Annotated in this window: 18 protein-coding genes; 13 read left to right on the forward strand and 5 right to left on the reverse strand. The window is 69.1% G+C overall.

All coding sequences use genetic code 11. The features are described from left to right. Positions 1-41 precede the first annotated feature (41 nt). Positions 42-932: a phytanoyl-CoA dioxygenase family protein gene (locus ACFYRH_RS12145; RefSeq protein WP_387772335.1), complete on the forward strand. Its 891-nt coding sequence runs from the start codon at positions 42-44 to the stop codon at positions 930-932. Position 933: 1 nt separating this feature from the next. On the opposite strand, the gene ACFYRH_RS12150 is transcribed toward ACFYRH_RS12145, so the two are convergent. Then, positions 934-1,551: a phosphatase PAP2 family protein gene (locus ACFYRH_RS12150; protein ID WP_387772338.1), complete on the reverse strand. Its 618-nt coding sequence runs from the start codon at positions 1,549-1,551 to the stop codon at positions 934-936. Positions 1,552-1,773: 222 nt separating this feature from the next. Here ACFYRH_RS12150 and ACFYRH_RS12155 point away from each other — a divergent pair, with 222 nt between their 5' ends. Genes ACFYRH_RS12155 through ACFYRH_RS12175 form a run of 5 tightly spaced genes read left to right on the forward strand, consistent with a single transcriptional unit; the run spans position 1,774 to position 7,252 of the window. Then, positions 1,774-3,258, forward strand: a complete 1,485-nt coding sequence (locus ACFYRH_RS12155; RefSeq protein WP_387772341.1) for a sugar transferase — start codon at positions 1,774-1,776, stop codon at positions 3,256-3,258. Further along, positions 3,259-4,188 (forward strand): GDP-L-fucose synthase family protein, encoded by a 930-nt coding sequence (locus ACFYRH_RS12160; RefSeq protein ID WP_387772344.1) that lies wholly within the window; start codon positions 3,259-3,261, stop codon positions 4,186-4,188. Positions 4,189-4,196: 8 nt separating this feature from the next. Beyond that, complete coding sequence (gene gmd / locus ACFYRH_RS12165) at positions 4,197-5,186, forward strand: GDP-mannose 4,6-dehydratase (RefSeq protein WP_387772347.1); 990 nt, start codon at positions 4,197-4,199, stop codon at positions 5,184-5,186. Continuing rightward, entirely contained in the window at positions 5,186-5,971 is a 786-nt protein-coding gene (locus tag ACFYRH_RS12170; RefSeq protein WP_387772350.1) for a WecB/TagA/CpsF family glycosyltransferase, read from the forward strand. Before gmd ends, ACFYRH_RS12170 begins: the two co-directional genes overlap by 1 nt. 9 nt (positions 5,972-5,980) lie before the next feature. Continuing rightward, positions 5,981-7,252: a hypothetical protein gene (locus tag ACFYRH_RS12175; protein WP_387772353.1), complete on the forward strand. Its 1,272-nt coding sequence runs from the start codon at positions 5,981-5,983 to the stop codon at positions 7,250-7,252. Here ACFYRH_RS12175 and ACFYRH_RS12180 read toward each other — a convergent pair. Together ACFYRH_RS12180 and ACFYRH_RS12185 are read right to left on the reverse strand one after the other, a co-directional pair. Then, the gene (locus ACFYRH_RS12180; protein ID WP_387772356.1) at positions 7,249-8,778 is read right to left on the reverse strand and encodes a fibronectin type III domain-containing protein; all 1,530 of its coding nucleotides are present in this window, start codon (positions 8,776-8,778) and stop codon (positions 7,249-7,251) included. The genes ACFYRH_RS12175 and ACFYRH_RS12180 overlap by 4 nt on opposite strands. 155 nt (positions 8,779-8,933) lie before the next feature. Further along, positions 8,934-11,165, reverse strand: a complete 2,232-nt coding sequence (locus ACFYRH_RS12185; RefSeq protein ID WP_387772359.1) for a LamG-like jellyroll fold domain-containing protein — start codon at positions 11,163-11,165, stop codon at positions 8,934-8,936. Between the two features lie 177 nt (positions 11,166-11,342). Between ACFYRH_RS12185 and ACFYRH_RS12190 the strand changes: the two genes are divergently transcribed. After that, positions 11,343-12,968 (forward strand): Wzz/FepE/Etk N-terminal domain-containing protein, encoded by a 1,626-nt coding sequence (locus ACFYRH_RS12190; protein ID WP_387772362.1) that lies wholly within the window; start codon positions 11,343-11,345, stop codon positions 12,966-12,968. Beyond that, complete coding sequence (locus ACFYRH_RS12195; protein WP_387772365.1) at positions 12,968-14,278, forward strand: O-antigen ligase family protein; 1,311 nt, start codon at positions 12,968-12,970, stop codon at positions 14,276-14,278. The genes ACFYRH_RS12190 and ACFYRH_RS12195 overlap by 1 nt, the downstream gene beginning before the upstream one ends. On the opposite strand, the gene ACFYRH_RS12200 is transcribed toward ACFYRH_RS12195, so the two are convergent. Beyond that, positions 14,264-15,778: a right-handed parallel beta-helix repeat-containing protein gene (locus ACFYRH_RS12200; protein WP_387772368.1), complete on the reverse strand. Its 1,515-nt coding sequence runs from the start codon at positions 15,776-15,778 to the stop codon at positions 14,264-14,266. The genes ACFYRH_RS12195 and ACFYRH_RS12200 overlap by 15 nt on opposite strands. An 18-nt stretch (positions 15,779-15,796) precedes the next feature. Continuing rightward, entirely contained in the window at positions 15,797-17,200 is a 1,404-nt protein-coding gene (gene uxaC, locus ACFYRH_RS12205; protein ID WP_387772371.1) for a glucuronate isomerase, read from the reverse strand. A 178-nt stretch (positions 17,201-17,378) separates the two neighbouring features. Between uxaC and ACFYRH_RS12210 the strand changes: the two genes are divergently transcribed. The 5 genes from ACFYRH_RS12210 to ACFYRH_RS12230 all read left to right on the forward strand — a co-directional run bounded on the left by ACFYRH_RS12210 (position 17,379) and on the right by ACFYRH_RS12230 (position 22,414). Further along, entirely contained in the window at positions 17,379-18,368 is a 990-nt protein-coding gene (locus ACFYRH_RS12210; protein WP_387772374.1) for a LacI family DNA-binding transcriptional regulator, read from the forward strand. 83 nt (positions 18,369-18,451) lie between these two features. Next, positions 18,452-19,660 (forward strand): ABC transporter substrate-binding protein, encoded by a 1,209-nt coding sequence (locus ACFYRH_RS12215; RefSeq protein WP_387772376.1) that lies wholly within the window; start codon positions 18,452-18,454, stop codon positions 19,658-19,660. Further along, the gene (locus tag ACFYRH_RS12220) at positions 19,657-20,712 is read left to right on the forward strand and encodes an ABC transporter ATP-binding protein (RefSeq protein WP_387772379.1); all 1,056 of its coding nucleotides are present in this window, start codon (positions 19,657-19,659) and stop codon (positions 20,710-20,712) included. The genes ACFYRH_RS12215 and ACFYRH_RS12220 overlap by 4 nt, the downstream gene beginning before the upstream one ends. After that, positions 20,709-21,587 (forward strand): ABC transporter permease, encoded by an 879-nt coding sequence (locus tag ACFYRH_RS12225; RefSeq protein ID WP_387772382.1) that lies wholly within the window; start codon positions 20,709-20,711, stop codon positions 21,585-21,587. Before ACFYRH_RS12220 ends, ACFYRH_RS12225 begins: the two co-directional genes overlap by 4 nt. Next, on the forward strand, positions 21,584-22,414 hold the full coding sequence (locus tag ACFYRH_RS12230) for an ABC transporter permease (RefSeq protein ID WP_387772385.1): 831 nt from the start codon (positions 21,584-21,586) through the stop codon (positions 22,412-22,414). Before ACFYRH_RS12225 ends, ACFYRH_RS12230 begins: the two co-directional genes overlap by 4 nt. Positions 22,415-22,416 lie beyond the last annotated feature (2 nt).

Consider the following 22,416-nt stretch of genomic DNA (forward strand, 5'->3'; position numbering starts at 1 on the left):
ACCGGGGACGTGACGTCCCTGGTTCTGTGAGGGGGGTCAGAATGCATTCCATCCATGTCGATGCCGACTTCGGCGACGACGAACGGCGGCAGAAGCTCTACGAGGGCGACCTGTTCGTCTACTCACCGCGACCGTCGACCGTGGCACTCACCGAGTTCGCCGCCGAGATGGCCCGGCAGGCGTTCGCGCCGCTGGACCCGGAGACCGCGCAGTTCGAGATGCCGGTGGAGGACTACGCGAAGCTGCTCGCCGAGCTGAAGCCCGCGTTCATCCACCACCCGGAGTCGAAGCGGCTGATCCAGGAGATGCTGGTCGACTTCGGTTGCGACCCGAACGAGGTGTACTTCGACGTGCCGCGGATGCGCAGCTCGACGTCGAACGACTACCTGACGACCGGGATCGCGTTCGCGTTCCACCCGCACCGCGACACCTGGTACTCCGCGCCGTACGTGCAGCTCAACTGGTGGCTGCCGATCTTCGCGATCAGCGACGAGAACGGGCTGGCCTTCCACCCGAAGTACTGGCACACCCCGGTCCGGAACAGCTCGCGGGTCTACAACTACGCGGAGTGGAACGCGACCAGCCGGAAGATCGCGGCCAGCCAGATCGGCGTCGACACCCGGGTGCAGCCGGTCCCGGAGGAGGAGGTCGAGCTCGTGCCGCAGATCCGCCCGATCTGCAAGCCGGGTGGCGTCATCCTGTTCTCCGGTGCGCAGCTGCACTCCAGCGTGCCGAACGTGTCCGGCCGGACCCGCTTCAGCATCGACCTGCGGACGGTGCACCTCGGGGACGCGCTCGCCGGCCGGGCCGCTCCGAACATCGACTCGGAGTGCACCGGGACGACGATGGGCGACTACCTGCGGGTCAGCGACCTGAAGAACGTCCCGGACGAGGTGATCGCCGCGTTCGACAGCCCAGCGGTGGTCGCCTGAGTCAAGGCCGGCGGGCCGCGAAGCGGTCCACCAGTACTGCGGTCGCCGGTACGACGATCAGCGCGCAACCTACCCCGCCGACGGTGTCGGTGGGGTAGTGCGCTGTCAGGGCGACCTGCGCCCACGCCATCAGGAGTCCGGCGGCGAGGGCGGCGGCCAGTACGAGCGTCGTACCAAAGGCCGGACCTGCCCGGAGCAGATCGGCGAGCAGCAGGCCGAGGACCAGACCGAGCGCGGCGAAGGCAGCCACGTGCCCGCTCGGGTAGGACAGGAAGCCGTCGTGGATCCGGCGGTCCACGACGTATTTCAGGCCAGTCGTCAAGACAGCGACCAGCAGCGACGCGACCACTGCCGTGACGGCGAGCGCGCGCCGCCGTGCGAGCAGGCAGACCGCGGCGACCGCCAGGATCAGCAGGCCCCGGCCGCGCGGTTCACCCAGCCAGTCGAGGACGACGGCCAGCTGGTGAGCGGCGGCGGAACGGTCATGCGCGAGCGACTGCAGGCGGCCGTCGAGCCGGCTCGGTCGGGTGCTTCCGGCGAAGACGACCGCGGGGACCGTAACCAGAATGAGTCCTAGCACCACCAGTGGCAGCATCGAGTGCCGGACCGTGACTGCCACGGCCGGCCGAAACCCTGCCCACACAGGAAGATCGCCTGATCTGCTCATTCCCCCCACCCCACGCAAATTCTAGCTAAAGGGTGCCAGGGTGCCGGGCCCCGGCACCCGCCGCGTAGTAATCTGCGGTGACTCCTCGCCGAAGCGCGGGTGAACAGGTCATACTGCAGGTTCCGATGGGCACGGTCCGTGGCTGTCCGGTCGCAGGAGGGAACGAGAACCGCTGTGAGCGGAGCAGAAGCGCCGGACGCTGTGGACAGCCGGCGGCCGCTGTGGGTCGTGCCGCACGAGGTTCCGGCGATCGTTCCGTTGCCGTCCCGCTCGACCGAGCCGCGCTGGGTCGGGGTGTACCGGTGGGCCGCCGTCGGCGGCGACCTGGTGGCCGCGATGATCGGCGTCTCGATCGCGTTGCTGACCCGCTTCGGGTACCACGTCGGCTCCAGCTATCTCGTGGTGAGCAGTCTGCTGCCACCGGCCTGGGTGGCCGTGGTCGCGCTGTCGAAGGGCTACGACTCGCGGTACTTCGGGGCGGGGCCGGACGAGTTCCGCTCGTTGATGCGCTCCGGTGTCGGACTGACGGCCCTCGTCGCGATGACGTCGTACGTGACCAGGACCGAGATCGCCCGCGGCTTCGTCGTACTGGCGATCCCCGTGCTCGTGGTGTCCGCGCTGCTGCTGCGGTACGCGTTGCGGAAGGACCTGCATCGGCACCGGGTCAGAGGCCGTTGCATGCACAGGGTTCTCGTGGTCGGACGTAGCGGTCCGGCCGCAACTTTGTGTGAGCACCTGGAGAGCCGCCCGACCGACGGGTACCGGGTGGTGGCGACCTGCCGTCCGCGCGACGACAGCAACGGCCCGCTGCAGCCGGAGGAGCTCACCGAGCCGGACATCCTGGCGGCCGCCGACCGGCACGCGGTCGAGGTGGTCGCGGTCGCGACCGACCCGGAGCTGGCCGGCCAGTCGCTGCGCCGGCTGTCCTGGGCGCTCGAGCAGCGCGGTATCGAGCTGATCGTGTCGCCGGGCATCATCGAGGTGGCCGGCCCCCGGATCTCGGTCCGCCCGGTCGCCGGGCTGTCGCTGCTGCACCTGGAGCGGCCGTCGGTGAGCGGCGGGCCGCACCTGATGAAGGCCGTCTTCGACCGGATCGTTGCCCTCGGCTTCGTTGTCGTCCTGGCCCCGTTGCTGATCGGGCTCGCCGTTGCGGTGAAGGTGTCCAGCCCCGGTCCGGTGCTGTTCCGGCAGCAGCGGGTCGGCCGCGCGGGCGTCGAGTTCACGATGCTGAAGTTCCGCAGCATGTACACCGACGCCGAGCAGCGGCTCAGCGACCTGTACGCGTTGAGCGACGGCAACGGCGTGATCTTCAAGATGCGCAACGACCCGCGGATGACGCCGCTCGGCCGGTGGATCCGGCGGTTCTCACTCGACGAGCTGCCGCAGCTGTTCAACGTGCTGCGCGGCGACATGTCACTGGTGGGTCCGCGTCCGCCGCTGGCCGAGGAGGTCGCGCTGTACGCCGCCGACGACTCCCGGCGGATGCTCGTGAAGCCCGGCATGACCGGGTTGTGGCAGGTCAGCGGCCGCAGCGACCTGTCCTGGGACGAGTCGGTCCGGCTCGACCTGCGGTACGTCGACAACTGGTCGATGACCCTTGATCTGCTGATTCTCTGGAAGACCGTGCGCGCGGTGTTCTACGGCGCGGGAGCTTATTGAATGGATCTGCATGCACCGGTGTACGTCGCCGGCCACCGTGGCCTCGTCGGTTCGGCGATCTGGCGTCGCCTGGACACCGCCGGGTACACGCACCTGATCGGCGCGTCGTCGGCCGAGCTGGACCTGCGCGACCGGGACGCGACCTTCGCGTTCCTCCGCGAGCACCGTCCGGTCGCGGTCATCGACGCCGCGGCGCGGGTCGGCGGGATCCTGGCGAACCGGGATCACCCGACCGAGTTCCTCAGCGACAACCTGCGGATCCAGGTGAACCTGATGGACGCATGCCTCGAGGTGCGCACGCCGCGGCTGTTGTTCCTCGGGTCGTCGTGCATCTACCCGAAGTACGCCGAGCAGCCGATCCGCGAGTCGAGCCTGCTGACCGGTGAGCTGGAGCCGACCAACGACGCGTACGCGATCGCGAAGATCGCCGGCATCATGCAGGTCCAGGCGGTCCGCCGGCAGTACGGGCTGCGCTGGATCTCGGCGATGCCGACCAACCTCTACGGGCCCAACGACAACTTCGACCCGGTCACGTCGCACGTGCTGCCGGCGATGATCCGCCGCTTCCACGAGGCCAAGCTGGCCGGCGCCCCGGAAGTCGTCCTGTGGGGGAGCGGCACGCCGCGGCGCGAGTTCCTGCACGTGGACGACCTCGCGGCCGCCTGCCTGCATCTGCTCGAGCACTACGACGCTCCCGAGCCGATCAACGTCGGCGTCGGCGCGGACGTGACGATCCAGGAGCTCGCCGAGCTGGTCGCCCGCACCGTCGGGTATACCGGTGCGCTGAGCAACGACCTGTCCAAGCCGGACGGCACCCCGCGTAAGCTGCTCGACGTGAGCCGGCTGCAGTCGCTGGGCTGGAAGCCGTCGATCTCCCTCGAAGACGGCGTGGCCGCCACCTACGCCTGGTACCAGGAGCACGTCGCGTGAAGAAGGCCATGAAAAGGGCACTGATCACCGGTATCACCGGTCAGGACGGGTCGTACCTAGCCGAGCTGCTGCTGTCCAAGGGCTACGAGGTGCACGGCCTGATCCGGCGTGCGTCGACGTTCAACACCAAGCGGATCGACCATCTCTACGAGGATCCGCACACACCGGACAAGCGGCTGTTCCTGCACTACGGCGACCTGACCGACGGCTCGCGACTCGTCACGTTGCTGGCGTCGATCCAGCCCGCCGAGGTTTACCACCTGGCCGCGCAGAGCCATGTCAGGGTCAGCTTCGACGAGCCGGAGTACACCGGTGACACCACCGGGATGGGTACGACGCGGTTGCTCGAGGCGATCCGGATGATCGGGCTGGACTGCCGCTTCTACCAGGCGTCGAGCTCGGAGATGTTCGGTGCGACACCACCGCCGCAGAACGAGGACACCCCGTTCTACCCGCGCTCGCCGTACGGCGCCGCGAAGCTCTACGGCTACTGGATGACGCGGAACTACCGCGAGGCGTACGATATGTTCGCGGTGAACGGCATCCTGTTCAACCACGAGTCCCCGCGGCGCGGCGAGACGTTCGTGACGCGGAAGATCACCCGCGCGGTCGCGGCGATCAAGACCGGTCGCCAGGACCGCCTGTACCTGGGCAACCTGGACGCCTGCAGGGACTGGGGTTACGCACCGGAGTACGTCGAGGGCATGTGGCGGATGCTGCAGCACCACACCCCGGCCGACTACGTGATCGCGACCGGTACGTCGTACTCGGTCCGCGACTTCGTCTCGCTGGCGTTCGCGCAGGTGGGGCTGGACTGGGAGCAGTACGTCGACTACGACCGGCGGTACGAGCGTCCGACCGAGGTGGACTCGTTGATCGGGGACGCGTCCAAGGCCGCCGTCGAGCTCGGCTGGAAGGCCCAGGTGCACGTGCCCGAACTGGTCCGGATCATGGTCGACGCCGACCTCGCCGCGCTGAGCACAGCAACGGAGGATTGATGACCGACACTCAGGCCCGGACCACTGCCTGGACGACGGATCAGCGAGTCGACGTACTCGGTATTCACGTCAGCGTGACGAATCTGGACGCGACCGTGGCGACGTTCGCCCGGTGGATCGAGCAGGACGAGCGGCAGCTGGTCTGCGTGTCCGACATGAACGCGCTGCTGCACGCTCGCGCCGACGCCCGGCTGACCGAGGTCTACAACACGTCCGGGCTGACCGTGCCGGACGGGATGCCGCTGGTGTGGGCCGGCCGGAAGGCCGGGTTCGGCCAGATCGACCGGGTCGCCGGGCCCGACCTGCTCGAGCGGGTGCTGGCCGCGTCGGCGAAGCACGGCTGGACGCAGTACTTCTACGGTGGCGCCGAAGGGGTGGCCGAGGAGCTCCGCGAGCGGTTCCAAGAACGGCACCCGGCGTTGAAGGTCGTGGGTGTCGAGTGCCCGCCGTACCGGGAGCTGACGGACGCCGAGGATGCCGAGACGGTGGCCCGGATGAACGAGGCCCGGCCGGACATCATCTGGGTCGGGCTCGGTGCGCCGAAGCAGGAGCGCTGGATGGCCGACCACCGCGAGCGGCTGAACGCGACGATCCTGATCGGTGTCGGCGCGGCGTTCGACTTCCACACCGGCCGGCTGGACCGCGCGCCGCGGTGGATGCAGCGTTCCGGGCTGGAATGGAGCTACCGGTTGTACAAGGAGCCGAAGCGGCTCTGGCGGCGCTACCTGCTCGGGATCCCGCGTTTCCTGGTGGGCGTCCTCCGGCACCCGCCGCGACCACTCTAGAGTGAGCCGGTGAGATTCCGGCGGCCGAAACTACGTCGGCTGGCCGGTCCGGCCGGTCGTGCGAGCTGGGGTTTGGCCGATCAGGCGCTGTCGAGTCTGAGCAACCTGGCGGTCGGTGTCGTCGTCGCGCGGTCCAGTACGGTCGCCGACTTCGGTGTCTACGCGCTGGCCTTCGGCGGCTACACGATCGCCCTCAACGTCTCGCGGGCGGTTTCCACCGAGCCACTCGCCGTACGGCACTCGGGTGACCGTACGCCCGACTGGCAACGTGCGGTCCGGGCGAGTACGGCGACCGCCTTGCTGTGCGGCCTCCTCGCGATGCTGGTCGGCCTGGCGATCGCTGCCTTCCCCGGTGTCCCGTCCCGGGGGGTGCTGATCGCCTTCGCGGTGACGATGCCGGGACTGCTGCTGCAGGACGCCTGGCGCTGGGCGTTCTTCGTCGTGGGTGACGGCCAGAAGGCGTTCGTGAACGACCTGATCTGGTTGCTCGCGATGCTGGCAGTCTTCGGCGGGCTGTACCTCACAGGTACGACGTCCGCGTTCACTCTCACCTTCGGGTGGGGACTGGGCGCGGTGATCGCGGCGATCGCGGGCCGGTTCCAGGCCGGGGTCGCGCCTCGCCGGCAGCTGATCCGCGAGTGGGTACGCCGGAACTGGGACCTCAGCCCGAAGTACGTGGGGGAGATGCTCGCGGTCTCCGGCACGATCCAGGTCTACATGCTCGGCATCACCGCGGCCGCCGGCCTGGTGGCGACCGCGGGGATCCGCGGCGCCCAGGTGCTGCTCGGTCCGGTGAACGTGCTGAACCAGGGGATCCGGATGATCTCGGTCCCCGAGGCCGCGCGGGCGCTGAAGCACTCGTACCGGCGGCTGTGGCTGGTCGGTCTCGCGATCTCGTTCGGCGTCGGAGCCGGCGCGCTGGCGTGGGGCGCGATCTTCCTGCTGCTACCCGCGATCGTCGGCCGGGAACTGCTCGGCCCGGGCGTCTGGACGCAGGCGCACAGCGTGCTGATCCCGGTCATCCTGTTGCAGGCCCTGGGCGCCTCGAACGCGGGGGCGTTCGCGATCCTGCGCGCCCTCACCGCCGCGACCCGCGGTCTTCGCGTCCGGCTGATCTCGTCGGCCGTCCTGATCACCTGCGGGATCAGCGGCGCGTACCTCTGGGGCCCGAAAGGCGCGGCGTGGGGGCTGGCCGGTGCGTCGTTCGCCACCTTGCTGCTGTGGTGGAACGAGGCACACCGGGCGATCGCCGCCCACCGCCGCGCCGCTGCTGCCACTTAAGGGATCTTCACGCTCACGTTGGCGCTCTTCATGATGTTGCGGCCGTCGTGCACCTCGACGTGGTACGTGTACGTCGAGCCGCGGGCCAGGCCGCGGTCCATCACCTGGTAGGTCTTACGCGCCTGCCAGAAGTACGACACGTTCACGGCCGAACCGATGTTCAGCGACCCACGGAACACGTTGTAGGTCAGCGACAGGTTGTCCAGGTCGTACACGTCGGTGTACGTCGCGTACACCCGCCCGGACGAGGTCGCGGTCAGCGTCGGCGCCTTCGGTACGGCGGGTGCCGCGCCACCCGGCGCGTTGGTGAACCGGGCGATGCCCACCTGGGGCTTGCCGTTGACGTTCAGGAAGTCGCCGCCGACCCACAGGTCGGTGTCGGTACCGGCCATCGCCAGCGGACCGACCTTCGTGGTGCTCTTCGGGTTCGCGTCGGTGTTCGGGAACCACGGCCCGAGGTTGCCGTTGATCGCGCTCTCCACCAGCAGGTAATGGGTGCCGGTGCCGTCCGGGAAACCGTTCGGGGACGAGCTGCAGTTGTGCGCGTGCGAGCCCTTGTACAGCCAGTTCCCGATCGCCTTGATCGCCTCGGTCGCGCCCAGGCACTTGTTCTGCCACAGCAGCTTCCCGGTCGACACCTGCGCCGCCAGGACACCGTCGTAGCAGCCGGAGCCGTCGCCGCCGTTGGACACGAACACCTTGTCGCCGAGCGTGTCGATGTCCTTCACCCGCGTCGTACAGGTCGCGGTCGGCTTCGGGATCGCGGCGGCGGCCGGGAAGTCGAAGGCCGCGCCGGTGGTGTTGTTCAGCATCGCCAGCGAGTAGTGGTCCTTGCCGCCGATGGTGCTGAACGGGCCGCCCGCGAACACCCGGGTGCCGTTGTCGGACACGTCGAGCGCGTACACGTCGTTGTTCGCGTTCGGGTTCCACGGCAGCAGGTCGCCCTGGATCAGCCGGACCGCGCCGAGCCGGTTGCGGACCGCGCCGTCGATCTTGCCGAAGGCGCCGCCGATGAACACGCTGTTGCCGTAGATCGCCAGCGCCTTGACGCGGGCCGCGACCACCGGGTCCCAGGCCTGCACGAGCTTGCCGGTGGCGGTGCTGAACATCGCGATCTTGCTGCGCCGCAGTCCGTTCACCATGGTGAAGTCGCCACCGATCACCACCCACTTGCCGTCCGGGCTGGTGGCGATCGCGTAGACGGGACCGTTCACCGTCGGGTTGAACGAGGTCGGTGCGCCGGTCGTCCGGTCGAAGGCGGCGACGTAGCTGCGCAGCGTCTCCGGAGCCTGGCCGGACAACTTGCCCGGCTGGCGGAGCCTGGTGAACAGACCACCGGCGTACACGGTGTTCCCCGCGATGGCCAGCGCGTTGACGCTGTTGTTGGTCTGCCACGACGTCTGCTTGATGGCGGATACGGCGGAGGCGAAGCCCGGTGTCGCCGCCTGGACAGGCGGTCCTGACGGAATCAGCGCCGCGGCCAGGACAGCCGCGCCGGTGACAAGGGCCAGCACTAACTTCTTCATTTGTGTCCTTCGACAGGCGGGGTCCAACAGCGCGTGCCTCATCACGCACCAGCGGCGGACGATACCGCTGTCGGAGGCCCACTGGAAGCGGGCCTCCGGACCGCGTTATGACTTTGTGCCAGAACTCCCGGAGACAAGCTCAGAGAGAAGCCTTTTCACCTGGCCGAGTAGTGAGACTGGACCTGCGCCGGGGTGAGTGCGTACGGGTAGACCGCCGCCTCGTCGATGCCCATGCCGGTCTGGGTCGCTCCACCGCCGGGCCACGAGTTCGTCAGGTCGTAGCCGACGCGCCACCAGCCGTAGTACACCGACGCGGAACCCACCAGGGCGCTGCCCGAGAGGACGCCGTCGACGTACAGCTTCATCGTGCCGTTGTCGTAGGTGCCGGCTACGTGGTGCCACTGGCCGTCGTTCTTGCCCGACGGGCTGGTCAGGGTGCGCTGCGAGCCGTCGTTGACACCGAAGACGATCGAGCCGTTGGTGCGCATGTACAGCATCCGGTCGCCGCCGCCACCGCTGTTGGTGGTCTTCGAGTTGCCGAAGCCGATGATCCGGCCGCCGCGGTTGAAGCCGCTCTGCTTGACCCACGCCTCGACGGTGAACTGCTGCGGCATGCTGTACGCCTTCTCGCCGACCATCCGGCCGCTGGACGAGCTGATCGTCGCCGACGTGTTGCCGGCGATCGCACCGGCCCCACCCAGCGTCACACCGGTGAAGGTCCCGTTGTTGCTCTGTCCTGACGAGTCGACCGAGGTCGTCGTACCGGCTGCCTCACCGAGCCGCCAGTAGGCCTGCGGACCGTCCGCGTTCACGATCTGGTCGTACGCCGTCGACGCGGACGAGGCGACCGTGAGCGGGTCCGAGTAGTTGCCGCGGATCGTCGTACTGCCATCAGTGACCTCGACGCGGTAGTTCGTCACCTCGCCGGGTGTCACGTCGGTGTCGGTGTAGTGCAGCCAGGGCCGGTCCCATGGCGTGGACTTGGCGGTCCAGGTCGCGATGGTGGTGTTGCTGAAGCCCTTGAGCAGCCGGTAGGTCAGCGTGCTGTCGTCGTTGTCGACCACGGTCGGGAAGTGGATCTGGACGACGCCGGGCTGGACGCTGTACGGCAGCAGCTTCGCGGGCTTGGCCGGCGCCGCACCCGGAGCGGCGTTGGTGAAGTGCGTCAGGCCCTGCTGGCCGGTGCCGTTCACGTTCAGGAAGTCGCCGCCGACCCACAGGTCGTTGCCGCCGGTCGCGAACGCCAGCGGTCCGACGTTGGTGACGCTGTTCGGGTCGGCGTCGGTGTTCGGGAACCATGGGCCGAGCGTGCCGTCGGTGAGCTTCTCGGACAGCAGGAAGCGGTAGCCGAAGCCCTGCGGGAAGCCGCCGGCGCCCTGGTTCGCGCAGTCGTGGGCGTGCGAGCCCTTGTAGAGCCAGCCGTTCACGACCTTGACCGCCTCGGTCGCGCCGAGGCACTGGTTCTTCCACTTCAGCGTGTTGGTCGCGATGTCGACCGCCCAGGTGCCGTCGAAGCAGCCGCCGCCGTCACCACCGTTGCCGAAGTACACGGTGTCGCCGCTGGCGTCGATGGTCTTCACCCGGGTCGTGCAGGACCCGTTCGGCGGCGGTACGGCGGAGGCGCCCGGGAACGGCAGCACCGCCCCGGTGATCGGGTCGAGGCTGGTCACGGTGTTCTGGTTGGTGCCGTTGACGGTGCTGAACTGGCCGCCGGCGTACACCTTGGAGGCGTCATCGGCCGCGTCGACGGCGTACACGTCGCCGTTCACGGAGGGAGCCCAGGGCAACAGGGTGCCGGTGTCGGTGGTGACCGCGGCGAGCCGGTCGCGGGTCAGGTTGTTGACCAGACCGAAGGAGCCGCCGAAGTAGACCGTCGTACCGGAGACGGCGATGCTCTTGACGCGGTAGGAGACCGAGGGCTTCCAGTTCGCGACCAGAGTGCCGGTGGCGGTGTCGAAGGCGGCGATCCGGTTGCGAGTCTGGCCGTTGACCGTGGTGAAGTCGCCGCCGACGAAGATTCGCGAGCCGTCCGCCGAGGCGGCGACCGCGTAGACCTGGCCGTTCAGCACTGGGTTGAACTCGGTGACCAGGGCGCCGGTGCTCGCGTCGAAGGCCGCCAGGTACGCCTGGCCGACCTCACCGGTCCCGGCCGCGGCGCCCGGTGGGCGGACGCTGGTGAAGCGGCCGCCGGCGTAGGCCTTGCCGTCGGCGACAGCGATGCCCTGGACGCTCGCGTTGGTCTGCCAGCTCGAGCTGGTGGCCGCCGAGAGCGAAGCCTCGACGCTCTGCGCCGCCGGCGCCAGCGTCACGACCAGTGCTCCGGCGAGCAGCGTGCCCGCGATTCCCAGCCGCGTGAACAGCCGTGCGGACAGGCGTGTCTTCGTCATGTAGCGATGTCCCCCCTTGGACATGGCGGCGCACAGGCGCCGTACAGCTCGATCCTCACGAAGCCCCGAGATTTCCCCCGGGAAGAGAGTAGGGCACAGAGCGAGATCCTGTGCAGTGGCAGGTACCAGGTTGTGGATATCCTGAGTCGCTGGCGCCGACGGAGTAGTGAGGTACGCATGGAACCGGGCACCGTGGTCTGGCGGGAAACCGCTCAGTCCCTGCTGCGGCAGAAGTGGCTGATCATGGGCTGCATCCTGCTCGGACTGCTCGGCGCCTCGGTGTTCGCGCTCTCGCAGACCACCCGCTGGACCGCCTCGAGCCAGCTGGTGATCGGCCCGGCGGTGCCGCCGGCGCTGGTCGGGAAGCTGTCCAGCAGCGGCGCGGACAAGACCGGCCCGCTCGGCATGGACCTGCCGGCCGAGACACAGGCCCGCGTGATGGCCAGCCCGACGCTGCTCGCCGCCGTGGTGAAGTCGCTCGGGATGCCGAACAACGACCAGACCATCCAGGACCTGGCCGCGGTCACCCGGGTGAAGGCCGTCACCGACAACGCGTACCTCGTCACCACCGACGGCCCGACCGCGCAGAAGGCGGTCGACCGGGCGAACGCGATCGCCACCATCTACCTCAACCAGCGCAACGCCGAGGCCAAGGCGCTGCTCACCAACCTGGCCGAGCAGGCGCAGGCCCGCTCGAAGACGGCGCAGACACAGTCCCGCAGCCTGGTCAGCCAGATCGACGAGGCGGTCGGCCGCGGCGACAACCAGACCGCCGCCGCGCTGCGTGACCAGCGGGTCGGGCTGGCGACCGAGGCCCGGCAGGCCGCCGACGACGCGGCCGCGATGCTGAAGGCGCTGTCGACCGTCGGCGCCGGGAGCCAGCTCGTGACGCCGGCGACCACCGACACCGCCAGCTCCTCGCCGATCGTTGCCCGCGACATCCTGGTCGGCGGGATCCTCGGTCTGGTGCTGGGCTTCGGTCTGGCGCTGCTGCGGTCGCACCTGACGCCGTACATCCTGACCCGCGACCAGGCGGCCCGCGCGGCGAGCGCGCCGGTGATGGCGGCGTCCGAGGGGCACCGTCGCCGGTTCTGGCAGCGGTCGGCGCCCGAGCTCCCGCCGTACGAGATCACCGCGCTCGGGGCCGAGGCCAGCGGTGCGCTGGCGCGCCGCGAGCTGAACCCGCGTGCCTTCGCCGGCGGCGGTCCGGGCGCCCTGCTCGTGGTGTCCGCGTCCCCGACGCCGAACTCGGCCGGCATCGCGCTGGCGATGGCCGAGGCGAACGCCCGGGACGGTCGCGAGACGCTGCTGGTCCTGGCCGACATCGAAGGTACGCCGGTCCTCCCGCACCTCACCGGTCACGAAGGGCTGACCGACCTGGTCAACGAGCCGGCGGCCACCCGCGCGATCCGGGCCCGCAAGCTGTTCCGCCCGGGCACCGTCGCCGACCTGTACGTGCTGCCGCCCGGACTCAACCACGAGGAGACCGCCGAGGCCGTCGGCCCGTCGCTGGTCCCGGGCATCGTCGCCGACCTGCCCCCGGGGTACTCCGTGGTGATCCATGGTCCCGCCTCGGTCGGGCGGCACGGGATCTCGCCGCTGGCAGCCGCCGTCGACGCGTCGGTGCTGGTGGTCCAGGTCGGTCTCGACAAGGAGATGGACGTCGCGCGGCTGACCGGGGCGCTGCAGTTCGCCGGTGCTCCGGTGCTGGGCGTCGTCCTGATCGGGGCCTCGGCGCAGGACGAGACGCTCGGGATCCCGCTGAACTACAAGCCGCTGGACGCGGCTTCACCGATGCGCTGATGTCCGGCATGTCGGCGATGTCCGCGCGGACCCGGCTGGCTCCGCCGGTGCCCGGGACGGTCGACGGCGAGGTCGAGCGGCCCGCGTGGTTCTGGCTGATGCTGTGGTGCCTGTTCGTGCTCGGCGTCCAGCCGTGGTCGTCGCGGGTCGCGGCGCCGCAGGGGACGACCGGATCGACCAACAGCATGGCGAAGGGCCTGCTGCTCGGCGCGGTTTTCCTGGTCGCGCTGGCGGCGACCAAGCCCGGCTTCCGCACCCGGGTGAATCCGGCCAGCTGGCTGTACGTGATGTACGTGCTGTTCGCGTGCGCGACCGCGTTCCTGCTCGCCGAACCGATGGGGCCGTTGACCCGGCTGGCGCGGTTCCTGATCGGGCTGGTGTTCGTCTTCCTGCTCTGGCGGCCGTTGGTGCAGGTGCCGGAGCGGCTGGTCCGGGCCCACCTGTGGGCCCACCTGTTGCTCGGGGCAACTGTCGTGCTGAGCCTGGCCTACTCGCCGTCCCAGGCGTGGCGGCCGTTGAGCTCGCTGGGGACCGGGTCCCGCCTGCAGGGCGTGATCATCCCGATGCTGCCGCCGCGCGTCGGTGAGGTCGGCGCGATCCTGCTCGGGCTGGCGCTGATCGGCCTGGTCTGCCGGAAGCTGTCCGCCCTGCCCGCGGTCGCGTTGATCGGGCTGGGCGGCGTCCTGATCGCGGCCAGCCGGACGCGCACCTCGGCCGCCGCGGTCGCCTTCGGCCTGGTGATCGGTCTGATCATCACCCGCAAGACGTGGCTCGGACGGATCGCCTGCCTCGCGGTCCCCGGGCTGCTCGGCGTCGCGTTCCTGACCATCGGGTCTCTCCACACCTGGCTGCTCCGCGGCCAGGGCACGCGGCAGATCAGCTCGCTGAGCGGCCGTACGACGAGTTGGCAGGCGGTCCTGGACGAGAAGGTGTCGGTCCAGACCGCGATCATCGGCCACGGTCTCGGCAACAAGCGGGTGCTGCTCCGCCGAGGCGAGGGCGACATCGACGTGATGGCGATCGACAACAGCTGGCTCGGCCTGTATTGGGAGACCGGACTGCTCGCCGTCGCGATCGTCGGGTTCGCGCTGATCCTCGCGTGGATCTCGGTGCTCCGGGCGCCCACGCCGTACATCCGGGCCTGTGGGGCGCTGTTGCTCGGGTATGTCACGGCCGCGTCGCTCAACGAGAGCGGACTGTCCGACCTGTCCTCGATGACCGTGCACCTGCTGGTGGCCGCCGCGATCTGCGACGCCGACCGGATCCGGCACCGAAGACGTCTCCAGGAGCGGGCGCTAACTGCTCACTGAATCCTGGTCGAAGCCGGACTGCTGCCATTCGGACCAGGTCATCGTCTTGCCTCGGTAGGCGAAGTGATCGGCGCCCTGGTAGCTGTTGCGGCGGAACGTGATCGCGCCGTCCTTCGCGGGGGAGCGCTTGTTCTCGACGACACCGAGTGCCGAGGTGGCGTCGCTCATCACCACGAGGTTGCCCTCGACGAGCACGTTGCGCAGGACGTACGTACCGCGTGGACCGTCGCCGCGGGTCCGCGACTGGATGGACAGCGCGTTGCGGTTGTCCTTGATCAGATTGCCGCGGACCTGCACGTCGGACGACGTGTTCACGTTGATGCCGCCGCCGTCCCAGAGCGAGCCGCCGGAACCGCGCCCGGTGCCGTACCCGTTGTGCTCGACGACGTTCTGGTCGATGACGCCGGCGAAGCTGATCTCGTACCGGATGCCGTCCGCCGCGTTGTCCCGGATCCGGTTCCCGGTGATCCGGCGGTCGTACTCCGCGATGTCGCTCCACATCCCGACGCCGCGGTTCGCGACGATGTCGTTGCCGCTCACCTCGCCGGACGATCGGGTGGACTTGATCCCGCCGGACTCCCAGTCCGCGATCCAGAAGCCGTCGGTGTTGTTGCCGGTCACCAGGTTCGCGGTGATCCGGACACCGGCCGACTTGTACTGGCCGATGCCGAGCTGCCCGTTGTTCGCGACGGTGTTCCGGCTGAGCTCGGCGTTGTCGCCCTCGATCACCATGATCCCGACCGCGTGGTTCCAGCGCACCTCGTTGGCGGTCACCTTCCAGCCACGGCCGGCTTGCAGTGCACCGGCCTGTGGGCGGCTGGCGAAGTGCTCGATGGTCAGACCAGTCACGGTGACGTCGTCCGCGGACTTGTCGATCGCGGTCTGGGTGCGCGACATCTCGACGACGTGGCCGGTGGGATCGTCACCGAGGTGAAGAGTGTCGGTCCGGTAGTCGCCGTAGAAGGTCCCCGGCTTCACCTGGGTCGCACTCATGACGCGGGTCAGGTGCTTGCCGTCGACGAACAGCTGCTCGCCGAGCTGGCACGGCTTGGATTTGTCGTCCTCACACTGCCCTTTGAGCGGGTAGGCGCTCGGCAACACACCCTGCACCGTCCAGGCACTCCCGGCCCGTTTCCACCCGGTGAGCCGGATCGCTCCGCTCAGCACCGCTCCGGGCTCACCGGCGAGGGTGTCGCCTTTGCGTGGCTGTACGGCGCGCGTCAGCCGGTGCACGCCCCTCGCGAAGCAGAACGTGGTGCCCTGGGGCGCTGCGTCGATCACCGCCTGCGGGTCCACACCGACCGGGATCGCGGTCCCTTGGCACGGCTTCGCCGTACCCGGGCCGGTTGGTCCGAGTACGGCGACGGCCGGGGCCGCGGTGGGGACGGTCACCGTGGTAGTAGCCGCGGGTTTCGACGGTTCGGGGGCACCGCTCGTGCCCGAGCATCCCGAAACCAGGAGCAGTGCGACACCGATCGTCGCGAGAGCCTCACGCCTCATCTGCGCGAGGGTACCGGTTCAGAGGTACGTGTCCCGCGCGAGGTCGTACGCGAGCGCCTTCGCGACCTGTACCGCGTCGTCCTCGTCCAGGCGGTGCTGTACGACGAGATCCGCGAGGTACCCCGCGTCGATGCGGCGGGCCAGGTCGTGCCTGGCCGGGATCGACAGGTACGCACGGGTGTCGTCGACGAAGCCCGACATGTTGTAGAAGCCGGCCGTCTCGGTGACGAGCTCACGGAACCGGCGCATGCCGTCGGGGCTGTCGAGGAACCACCACGGCGCACCGAGCCGCACCGCCGGGTAGACACCGGCCAGCGGCGCGAGCTCCCGCGAGTACACGGTCTCGTCGACGGTGAACAGCACGAGCCGGAAACCCTCGGCGTGGCCGAACCGCTCGAGCAGCGGCCGCAGCGACCGGGTGAACTCGGTCGCGACCGGGATGTCGTGCCCCTGGTCCGGACCGTACGTCGCGAAGATCGCCGGATCGTGGTCGCGCAGCACGCCCGGGTGCAACTGCATCACGAGCCCGTCCTCGGCCGACATCACCGCGGACTGGTAGAGCATGTGACCCGCGAACGCCGCCGCATCCTCGGTGGTGACATCGCCCTTCAGAGCACCCGCGTAGATGCGCGCCGCTTCGGCGTCCGACAGCGGTACGGCGGCTGCGGTCAGGTGACCGTGGTCGGTGGCGCGCGCTCCTGCCGCGACGAACGCCTGCCTCCGCTGCCGGAGTGCGTTCAGGTATCCGTCGTAGGTAGAAGTGTCGACACCCGAGACGTCGGCCAGCTTCGCGATCAGCTCGGACCAGCCGGGGCGGTCGACGTGGACGGCCGCATCCGGGCGGAATGTCGGGACCACCCGGCCGGGCAGGTCCGCGTCGAGCGTCGCATGCTGCGCGAGGTCGTCGGTAGCCGCGTCGGTGGTGGAGATCAGCTCGATGTTGAAGCGGTCGAGCAGCGCACGCGGCCGGAACTCTGGCTCCGCGATCCGCGCCATGATCTCGTCGTACAGCTGGTCGGCGGTCTCCGCGGACGGGTGCACGGTCAGGCCGAGGACCTCGGCGAACTCGTGCTCCAGCCAGTACCGGCTCGGGGTGCCGAGGAACAGGTGCCAGTTCGCGCAGAACTCGCGCCAGATCTCCCGTGGCTCGGCGGTCTGCTTGCCGTCCTTGCGGGGCAGGCCGAGCTTGTCGGGGGAGACGCCCTGGGACACCAGCATCCGGGTCACGTAGTGGTCCGGGACGACCAGCAGCTCGGCCGGGTCGCCGAACGGGGCGTCGGTCGCGAACAGCCCGATGTCGACGTGTCCGTGCAGGCAGAGCAGCGGCAGGTCCTTCGTCGAGGCATGGATCCGGCGCGCGACGTCACGTGCTGCGCCGGCCGGCAGGGCGCGGTCCGGATGAGGCTGCAGAGCCTTCGGCATGAATCCTCCGATGGATGGGCTGAAACGACGCTGCAAAGGATTGCAGTCCGCGCTTGTCAGCACAAGGGACCGTCCAGGAGACGACCGCTTGACACAGACTGCAACCGATTGCAGACTCGTCGCGACCCTCTGAGGGAGCTGACTGTCTCTCAAAGCTGACTGTCTCGAGGAGATGACTGTGGCGGCGACGATCCGGGACGTGGCACGGCTGGCCGGCGTATCGCCGTCCACGGTGTCGCGCGCACTGTCGCTGCCCGGCATGGTGAACGCTGCGACCCGTGCCCGGGTGGCCGCCGCGGTCGAGCAGCTCGGGTACGAACCGAACCGGGCCGCCCGCGGTCTGATCACCGGCCGGACCGGAACCATCGGACTGGTCGTCCCCGATCTCGCCAACCCGTTCTTCGCGAGCCTGACCAAGGGCGTGCAGGCCCGTGCCCGCCGGCATGACGTCGCAGTGTTCGTCGCGGACACCGACGAGGACCCGACGGCCGAGGCCGGACTGGTCCGGGCGCTCTCCAAGCAGGTCGACGGTGTGGTGCTCTGCTCGCCACGCGCCAGCGACGAAGAGTTGGCCGCGATCGCGCAGGACACCACGGTCGTGCTGGTCAACCGCGCGGCCGCCGGGATGCCCGGGGTCACCTACGACAACGAGGACGGCATGCGGCAGGCCGTCGCCCATCTGGTTGCCCTCGGCCACCGCCGGATCGCCTGGGTCGGCGGCCCGGCCACCTCCTGGTCGACCCAGCACCGCGGCCTCGGGCTGCGGAACGCGGTCGAGGAGCTGCGCGCCGAGCTCGCACCGGTCGGCAACTTCGCGCCGACCTACGAGGGCGGGATGGCGGCCGCGGATCAGGTGGTCGCGACGGGTGCGACCGCGGTGGTCTCCTACAACGACCTGGTCGCGATCGGGCTGCTGGCCCGGCTGCACGGGCGCGGCATCTCGGTGCCCGGCGACCTGAGTGTGGTCGGGGTCGACGACATCGCGATGTCGCGGATGGCACGACCGGCGCTGACCACGGTCCGGCTGCCGAAGCAGGAGGCCGGCCGGATCGCGGTCGAACTGCTGCTGACGATGCTCGACGAGCCCGACACCGCGGTCGGGGCGCAGGGGAAACTCCACGGGGAACTGATCGTCCGGGAATCGACCGGACCAGCACCACACAACTGAAAGAGCTGAACACCTCCACCGGTGATCAACCCGGCCAGCTTCATCCAGTGCCGGGCCCGCCTTGATCCAAGGAGAGACACCCGATGCACCTGCAGCGGAAACTGCTCGCGGCTCTGGGCCTCAGCGCCCTACTGGTCGCCTGCGGCGCGCCGACGCCGAACAAACCCGCCACCGACAGCGGTGGCGACGTACCCGACAAGCCGGCCAAGGCGGTGACGCTGAACATCCTGGACGTGGCCGGCAACCTGCAGCTGACGCAACCGATGATCGACGCCTTCGTCGAGCAGCACAAGGACGTGATCTCGAAGGTCACGTACTCGAAGGGGCCGGCGCCCGAGCTGGCCGGAAAGATCAAGGCCCAGCAGAACGCGAACCGGGTCGACATCGACCTGGTGCTCACCGGTACCGACGGTCTCGCGGCCGGTCGTGAGCAGGGACTCTGGACCGACCTGCTGACGAAGTACTCCGAGCGGCTGCCCGGGATGAAGGACTACCTGCCGCCCGCGGCGAAGATGCAGGAGCTGGCCGGCAAGGAAGGTGTGACGGTCACGTACTACCCGTCCGGCCCGTTGCTCGAGTACATGCCGTCCAAGGTCCCGGCGCCGCCGAAGTCCGCCGAAGACCTGTTGGCCTACGCGAAGGCCAACAAGGGCAAGGTCATGTACGCCCGGCCCGCCAACTCGGGCCCCGGCCGCACGTTCCTGATGGGGCTGCCGTACATCCTCGGCGACAAGGATCCGAAGGACCCGGTGAACGGCTGGGACAAGACCTGGGCGTACCTCAAGGAACTCAACCAGTACGTCGACTTCTACCCGTCCGGCACCGCCGACACGATGAAGGCGCTGGCCAACGGCTCCGCCACCATCATCGCGAGTACGACGGGCTGGGACATCAACCCGCGCGTCCTCGGCACGGTCCCGAAGGAGGCCGCGATCACGCCGATCACCGGGTTCCACTGGGTGACCGACGCGCACTACGCCGTCGTACCGAAGGGTGTGTCGGCCGACAAGCAGGCGGCGATCCTGCAACTGCTGCAGTTCATGCTGACGCCCGAGCAGCAGGCGAAGGCGTACGACAAGGGGTACTTCTACCCGGGCCCGGCGATCAAGGGTGTCGAGCTTTCGCAGGCGCCGCAGGACAGCCAGGACGCGATCAAGGAGTTCGGCCGGCCGGAGTACGACAAGCTGATCGCCGGCAACCCGACCGAGGTGCCGCTGGACGCGAAGGCGCTGGTGGCTGCCTTCGACAAGTGGGACCGTGAGGTCGGCGGCAGCAAGGTCAAGGGCCAATGAGTGGATTCGACCAGCTCAGGCTGGACGGTGTCACCCGCAGGTTCGGTACGGCGGACGCGCCGGCGGCGTTGTCGGGGCTCGACCTGACGATCGAGCGGGGCGAGTTCATCGCCCTGCTCGGCCCGTCCGGTTGCGGCAAGTCGACCGCGCTGAACTGTCTGGCCGGCCTGCTCCCGCTGACCGCTGGGGCGATCTGGCAGGACGACCGGCGGATCGACACGTTGCCGCCGGAGAAGCGCGGCTTCGGGATGGTGTTCCAGAACTACGCGCTGTTCCCGCACCTGACCGTCCACGACAACATCGCCTTCGGGCTGCGGATGCGCAACCTCCCGAAGTCCGACGTACGGCGGCGGACCGGCGAGGCGATCGAGATGGTGCAGCTGGCCGAGCACGCGAGCAAGCTGCCCGGCCAGTTGTCCGGTGGTCAGCAGCAGCGCGTGGCGATCGCCCGGGCGACCGTGCTCGAGCCGTCGCTGGTGCTGATGGACGAGCCTCTGAGCAACCTGGACGCCAAGCTCCGCCTGGAGATGCGGACCGAGATCCGCAGACTTCACCAGTCGCTCGGACTCACCACCGTTTACGTGACGCACGATCAGGAAGAGGCGCTCAGTATGGCCGACCGCCTGGTCGTCATGCGCCAGGGCAAGGTCCAGCAGATCGGCACGCCCGAAGAGGTGCACACCCGCCCGTCGACCTCGCATGTCGCCGACTTCATGGGCTACCGCAACCTGATTCCGCTGAAGGCGTCCACGATGAACGGCGACCAGGTCACCGTCGACCTCGGCGGTACGGCGATCCGCGGCGCGGCACAGGGTGCGGTCGCGCCGGGGGACGACGTGATCGCGGCGGTCCGGCCCGAGGACGTGAAGCTCGCGAACGAAGGCGTGAAGGGGCTCGTCGAGGTCGTCGAGTACCAAGGGCGCGAGCGAGCGGTCGAAGTCGTGCTCGACGGCGATATCCGGATCCACCTGCGGACCGAACGACGGGTCGAGCCGGGCGAGCAGGTGGCCCTGTCGGTCACGCCCGGGCGGCTCCTGGTGTACCCGTCATGAGCGCGACCTGGCAGCATCGGCTGGCCGAACGCGGCGTCGACCGGCGGTTGTGGTTGTTGCTCCCGGCCACGATCTTCGTCCTGCTGCTGTTCGTCTACCCGTTCCTCTACGGGCTCAGCCTGTCGTTCCAGCCGATGGACGGCGGCGGCGTGCTGGCGAACTACCACAAGTTCTTCGGCGACGCGTACCAGCGGGACACGATCGCTACCACGCTGAAGATCGCGCTGCCCGCGGCGTTGCTGAACGTGCTGGCCGCCGTACCGATCGCGTTCCGGCTGCGCGGGCGGTTCCGCGGCAAGCGCCTGCTGACCACGATCCTCGTCGTACCGATCACACTCGGGACCGTGCTCACCGCGCAGGGCCTGCTGAACTACCTCGGGCCGACCGGGTGGTTCAACCGGTTGCTGCTGAACCTGCACCTTGCCGACGGTCCGATCCGCCTGACGAACAACTACTGGGGCGTGTTCTTCTCGCTCGTCATCACCGGGTTCCCGTTCGCGTTCCTGCTGGTGCTGTCGTACCTGAGCGGGATCGACCCGACGCTCGAGCGGGCTGCCGCGACACTCGGGGCGTCGCGGGCGCAACGGTTCCGGCGGATCACGCTGCCGCTGCTCGCGCCCGGATTGGCGACAACCTTCTTGTTGACGTTCGTCCTCGCGTTCTCTGTCTTCCCCTCCGCGGTCCTGGTCGGCAATCCGGCCGGCTCGACGCGGGTGATCTCGCTGGCGGCCTACCAGGCGGCGTACGAGCAGTACGACTACGCGTACGCGTCCGCCATCGCGATGGTGATGGGCGCGGTCGAGCTGATCGTGGTCGCGATCGTGCTGATCTGGCGGTCCCGGCTCTACACCGGATCGACGGGAGGCAAGGGATGAGATTGCGGACAACCCCGCTGGGGTGGGTCATCTGGGCCGTCGTCGCGTTCTTCTTCGTCAACCTGGCCGGCGTGGTGTTCTCGGTGCTGGTCAGCTCGTTCGGCACCAAATGGTTCGACACCTGGCTCCCGAGCGGCTTCACCACCCAGTGGTACGGCGAGGCGTGGCACGAGTTCACGTTGTTCCACGTCATCCTCGTGACGCTGCTCGTGTCGGCGCTGGTCGTCGTCCTGTCGGTCCTCGTCGGCGCGCCGGCGGCGTACGTGCTGGCCCGGAAGAACTTCCCGGGCAAGCGGCTGGTGTACCTGACGTTCCTGCTGCCGATCCTGATGCCGCCGATCACGTACGGCATCCCGCTCGCGACCGTGCTGTACAAGTTCGGCTTCGCGGGTCACCTGTCCGGCGTTGTACTGGCGAACCTGGTGCCGTCGGTGCCGTTCGTGATCCTGACCATGACGCCGTTCATCGAACAGGTCGACCCCCGGGTCGAGGACGCGGCCCGGATGCTCGGCGCCGGCACCCGCGCGGTGTTCCTGAAGATCCTCGCGCCACTGCTCGTCCCTGGGCTGCTGGCGTCGGGGATCCTGGTGCTGGTCCGGACCGTCGGCATGTTCGAGCTGACCTTCCTGACCGCCGGTCCGGATTCCCAGACGCTCGTCGTCGCGCTCTACTACTCGATGTCCGCGGCCGGTATCCGGGCGCAGCAGTCCGTGGACGCGATGGCGATCATGTACACGGCGATGATGCTGGTACTGCTGGTGGTGGCGCTGCGGTTCGTCAACCCGACGCAACTCGTCGCCCGTGTGAAGGAAGAACCATCCGAATGAGA

Origin of the sequence: Kribbella sp. NPDC004875, assembly GCF_042873375.1 — a bacterium.
In the GTDB taxonomy this organism is placed as follows: Bacteria; Actinomycetota; Actinomycetes; order Propionibacteriales; family Kribbellaceae; genus Kribbella.

Bases quoted from the DNA above. Each gene is read 5' to 3' on its own strand.
- ACFYRH_RS12145 (WP_387772335.1), top strand. From the start codon at position 42: ATGCATTCCATCCATGTCGATGCCGACTTCGGCGACGACGAACGGCGG.
- ACFYRH_RS12160 (WP_387772344.1), top strand. From the start codon at position 3,259: ATGGATCTGCATGCACCGGTGTACGTCGCCGGCCACCGTGGCCTCGTC.
- gmd (WP_387772347.1), top strand. From the start codon at position 4,197: ATGAAAAGGGCACTGATCACCGGTATCACCGGTCAGGACGGGTCGTAC.
- ACFYRH_RS12170 (WP_387772350.1), top strand. From the start codon at position 5,186: ATGACCGACACTCAGGCCCGGACCACTGCCTGGACGACGGATCAGCGA.
- ACFYRH_RS12180 (WP_387772356.1), bottom strand. From the start codon at position 8,778: ATGAAGAAGTTAGTGCTGGCCCTTGTCACCGGCGCGGCTGTCCTGGCC.
- ACFYRH_RS12185 (WP_387772359.1), bottom strand. From the start codon at position 11,165: ATGACGAAGACACGCCTGTCCGCACGGCTGTTCACGCGGCTGGGAATC.
- ACFYRH_RS12190 (WP_387772362.1), top strand. From the start codon at position 11,343: ATGGAACCGGGCACCGTGGTCTGGCGGGAAACCGCTCAGTCCCTGCTG.
- ACFYRH_RS12195 (WP_387772365.1), top strand. From the start codon at position 12,968: ATGTCCGGCATGTCGGCGATGTCCGCGCGGACCCGGCTGGCTCCGCCG.
- ACFYRH_RS12200 (WP_387772368.1), bottom strand. From the start codon at position 15,778: ATGAGGCGTGAGGCTCTCGCGACGATCGGTGTCGCACTGCTCCTGGTT.
- uxaC (WP_387772371.1), bottom strand. From the start codon at position 17,200: ATGCCGAAGGCTCTGCAGCCTCATCCGGACCGCGCCCTGCCGGCCGGC.
- ACFYRH_RS12215 (WP_387772376.1), top strand. From the start codon at position 18,452: ATGCACCTGCAGCGGAAACTGCTCGCGGCTCTGGGCCTCAGCGCCCTA.
- ACFYRH_RS12220 (WP_387772379.1), top strand. From the start codon at position 19,657: ATGAGTGGATTCGACCAGCTCAGGCTGGACGGTGTCACCCGCAGGTTC.
- ACFYRH_RS12225 (WP_387772382.1), top strand. From the start codon at position 20,709: ATGAGCGCGACCTGGCAGCATCGGCTGGCCGAACGCGGCGTCGACCGG.
- ACFYRH_RS12230 (WP_387772385.1), top strand. From the start codon at position 21,584: ATGAGATTGCGGACAACCCCGCTGGGGTGGGTCATCTGGGCCGTCGTC.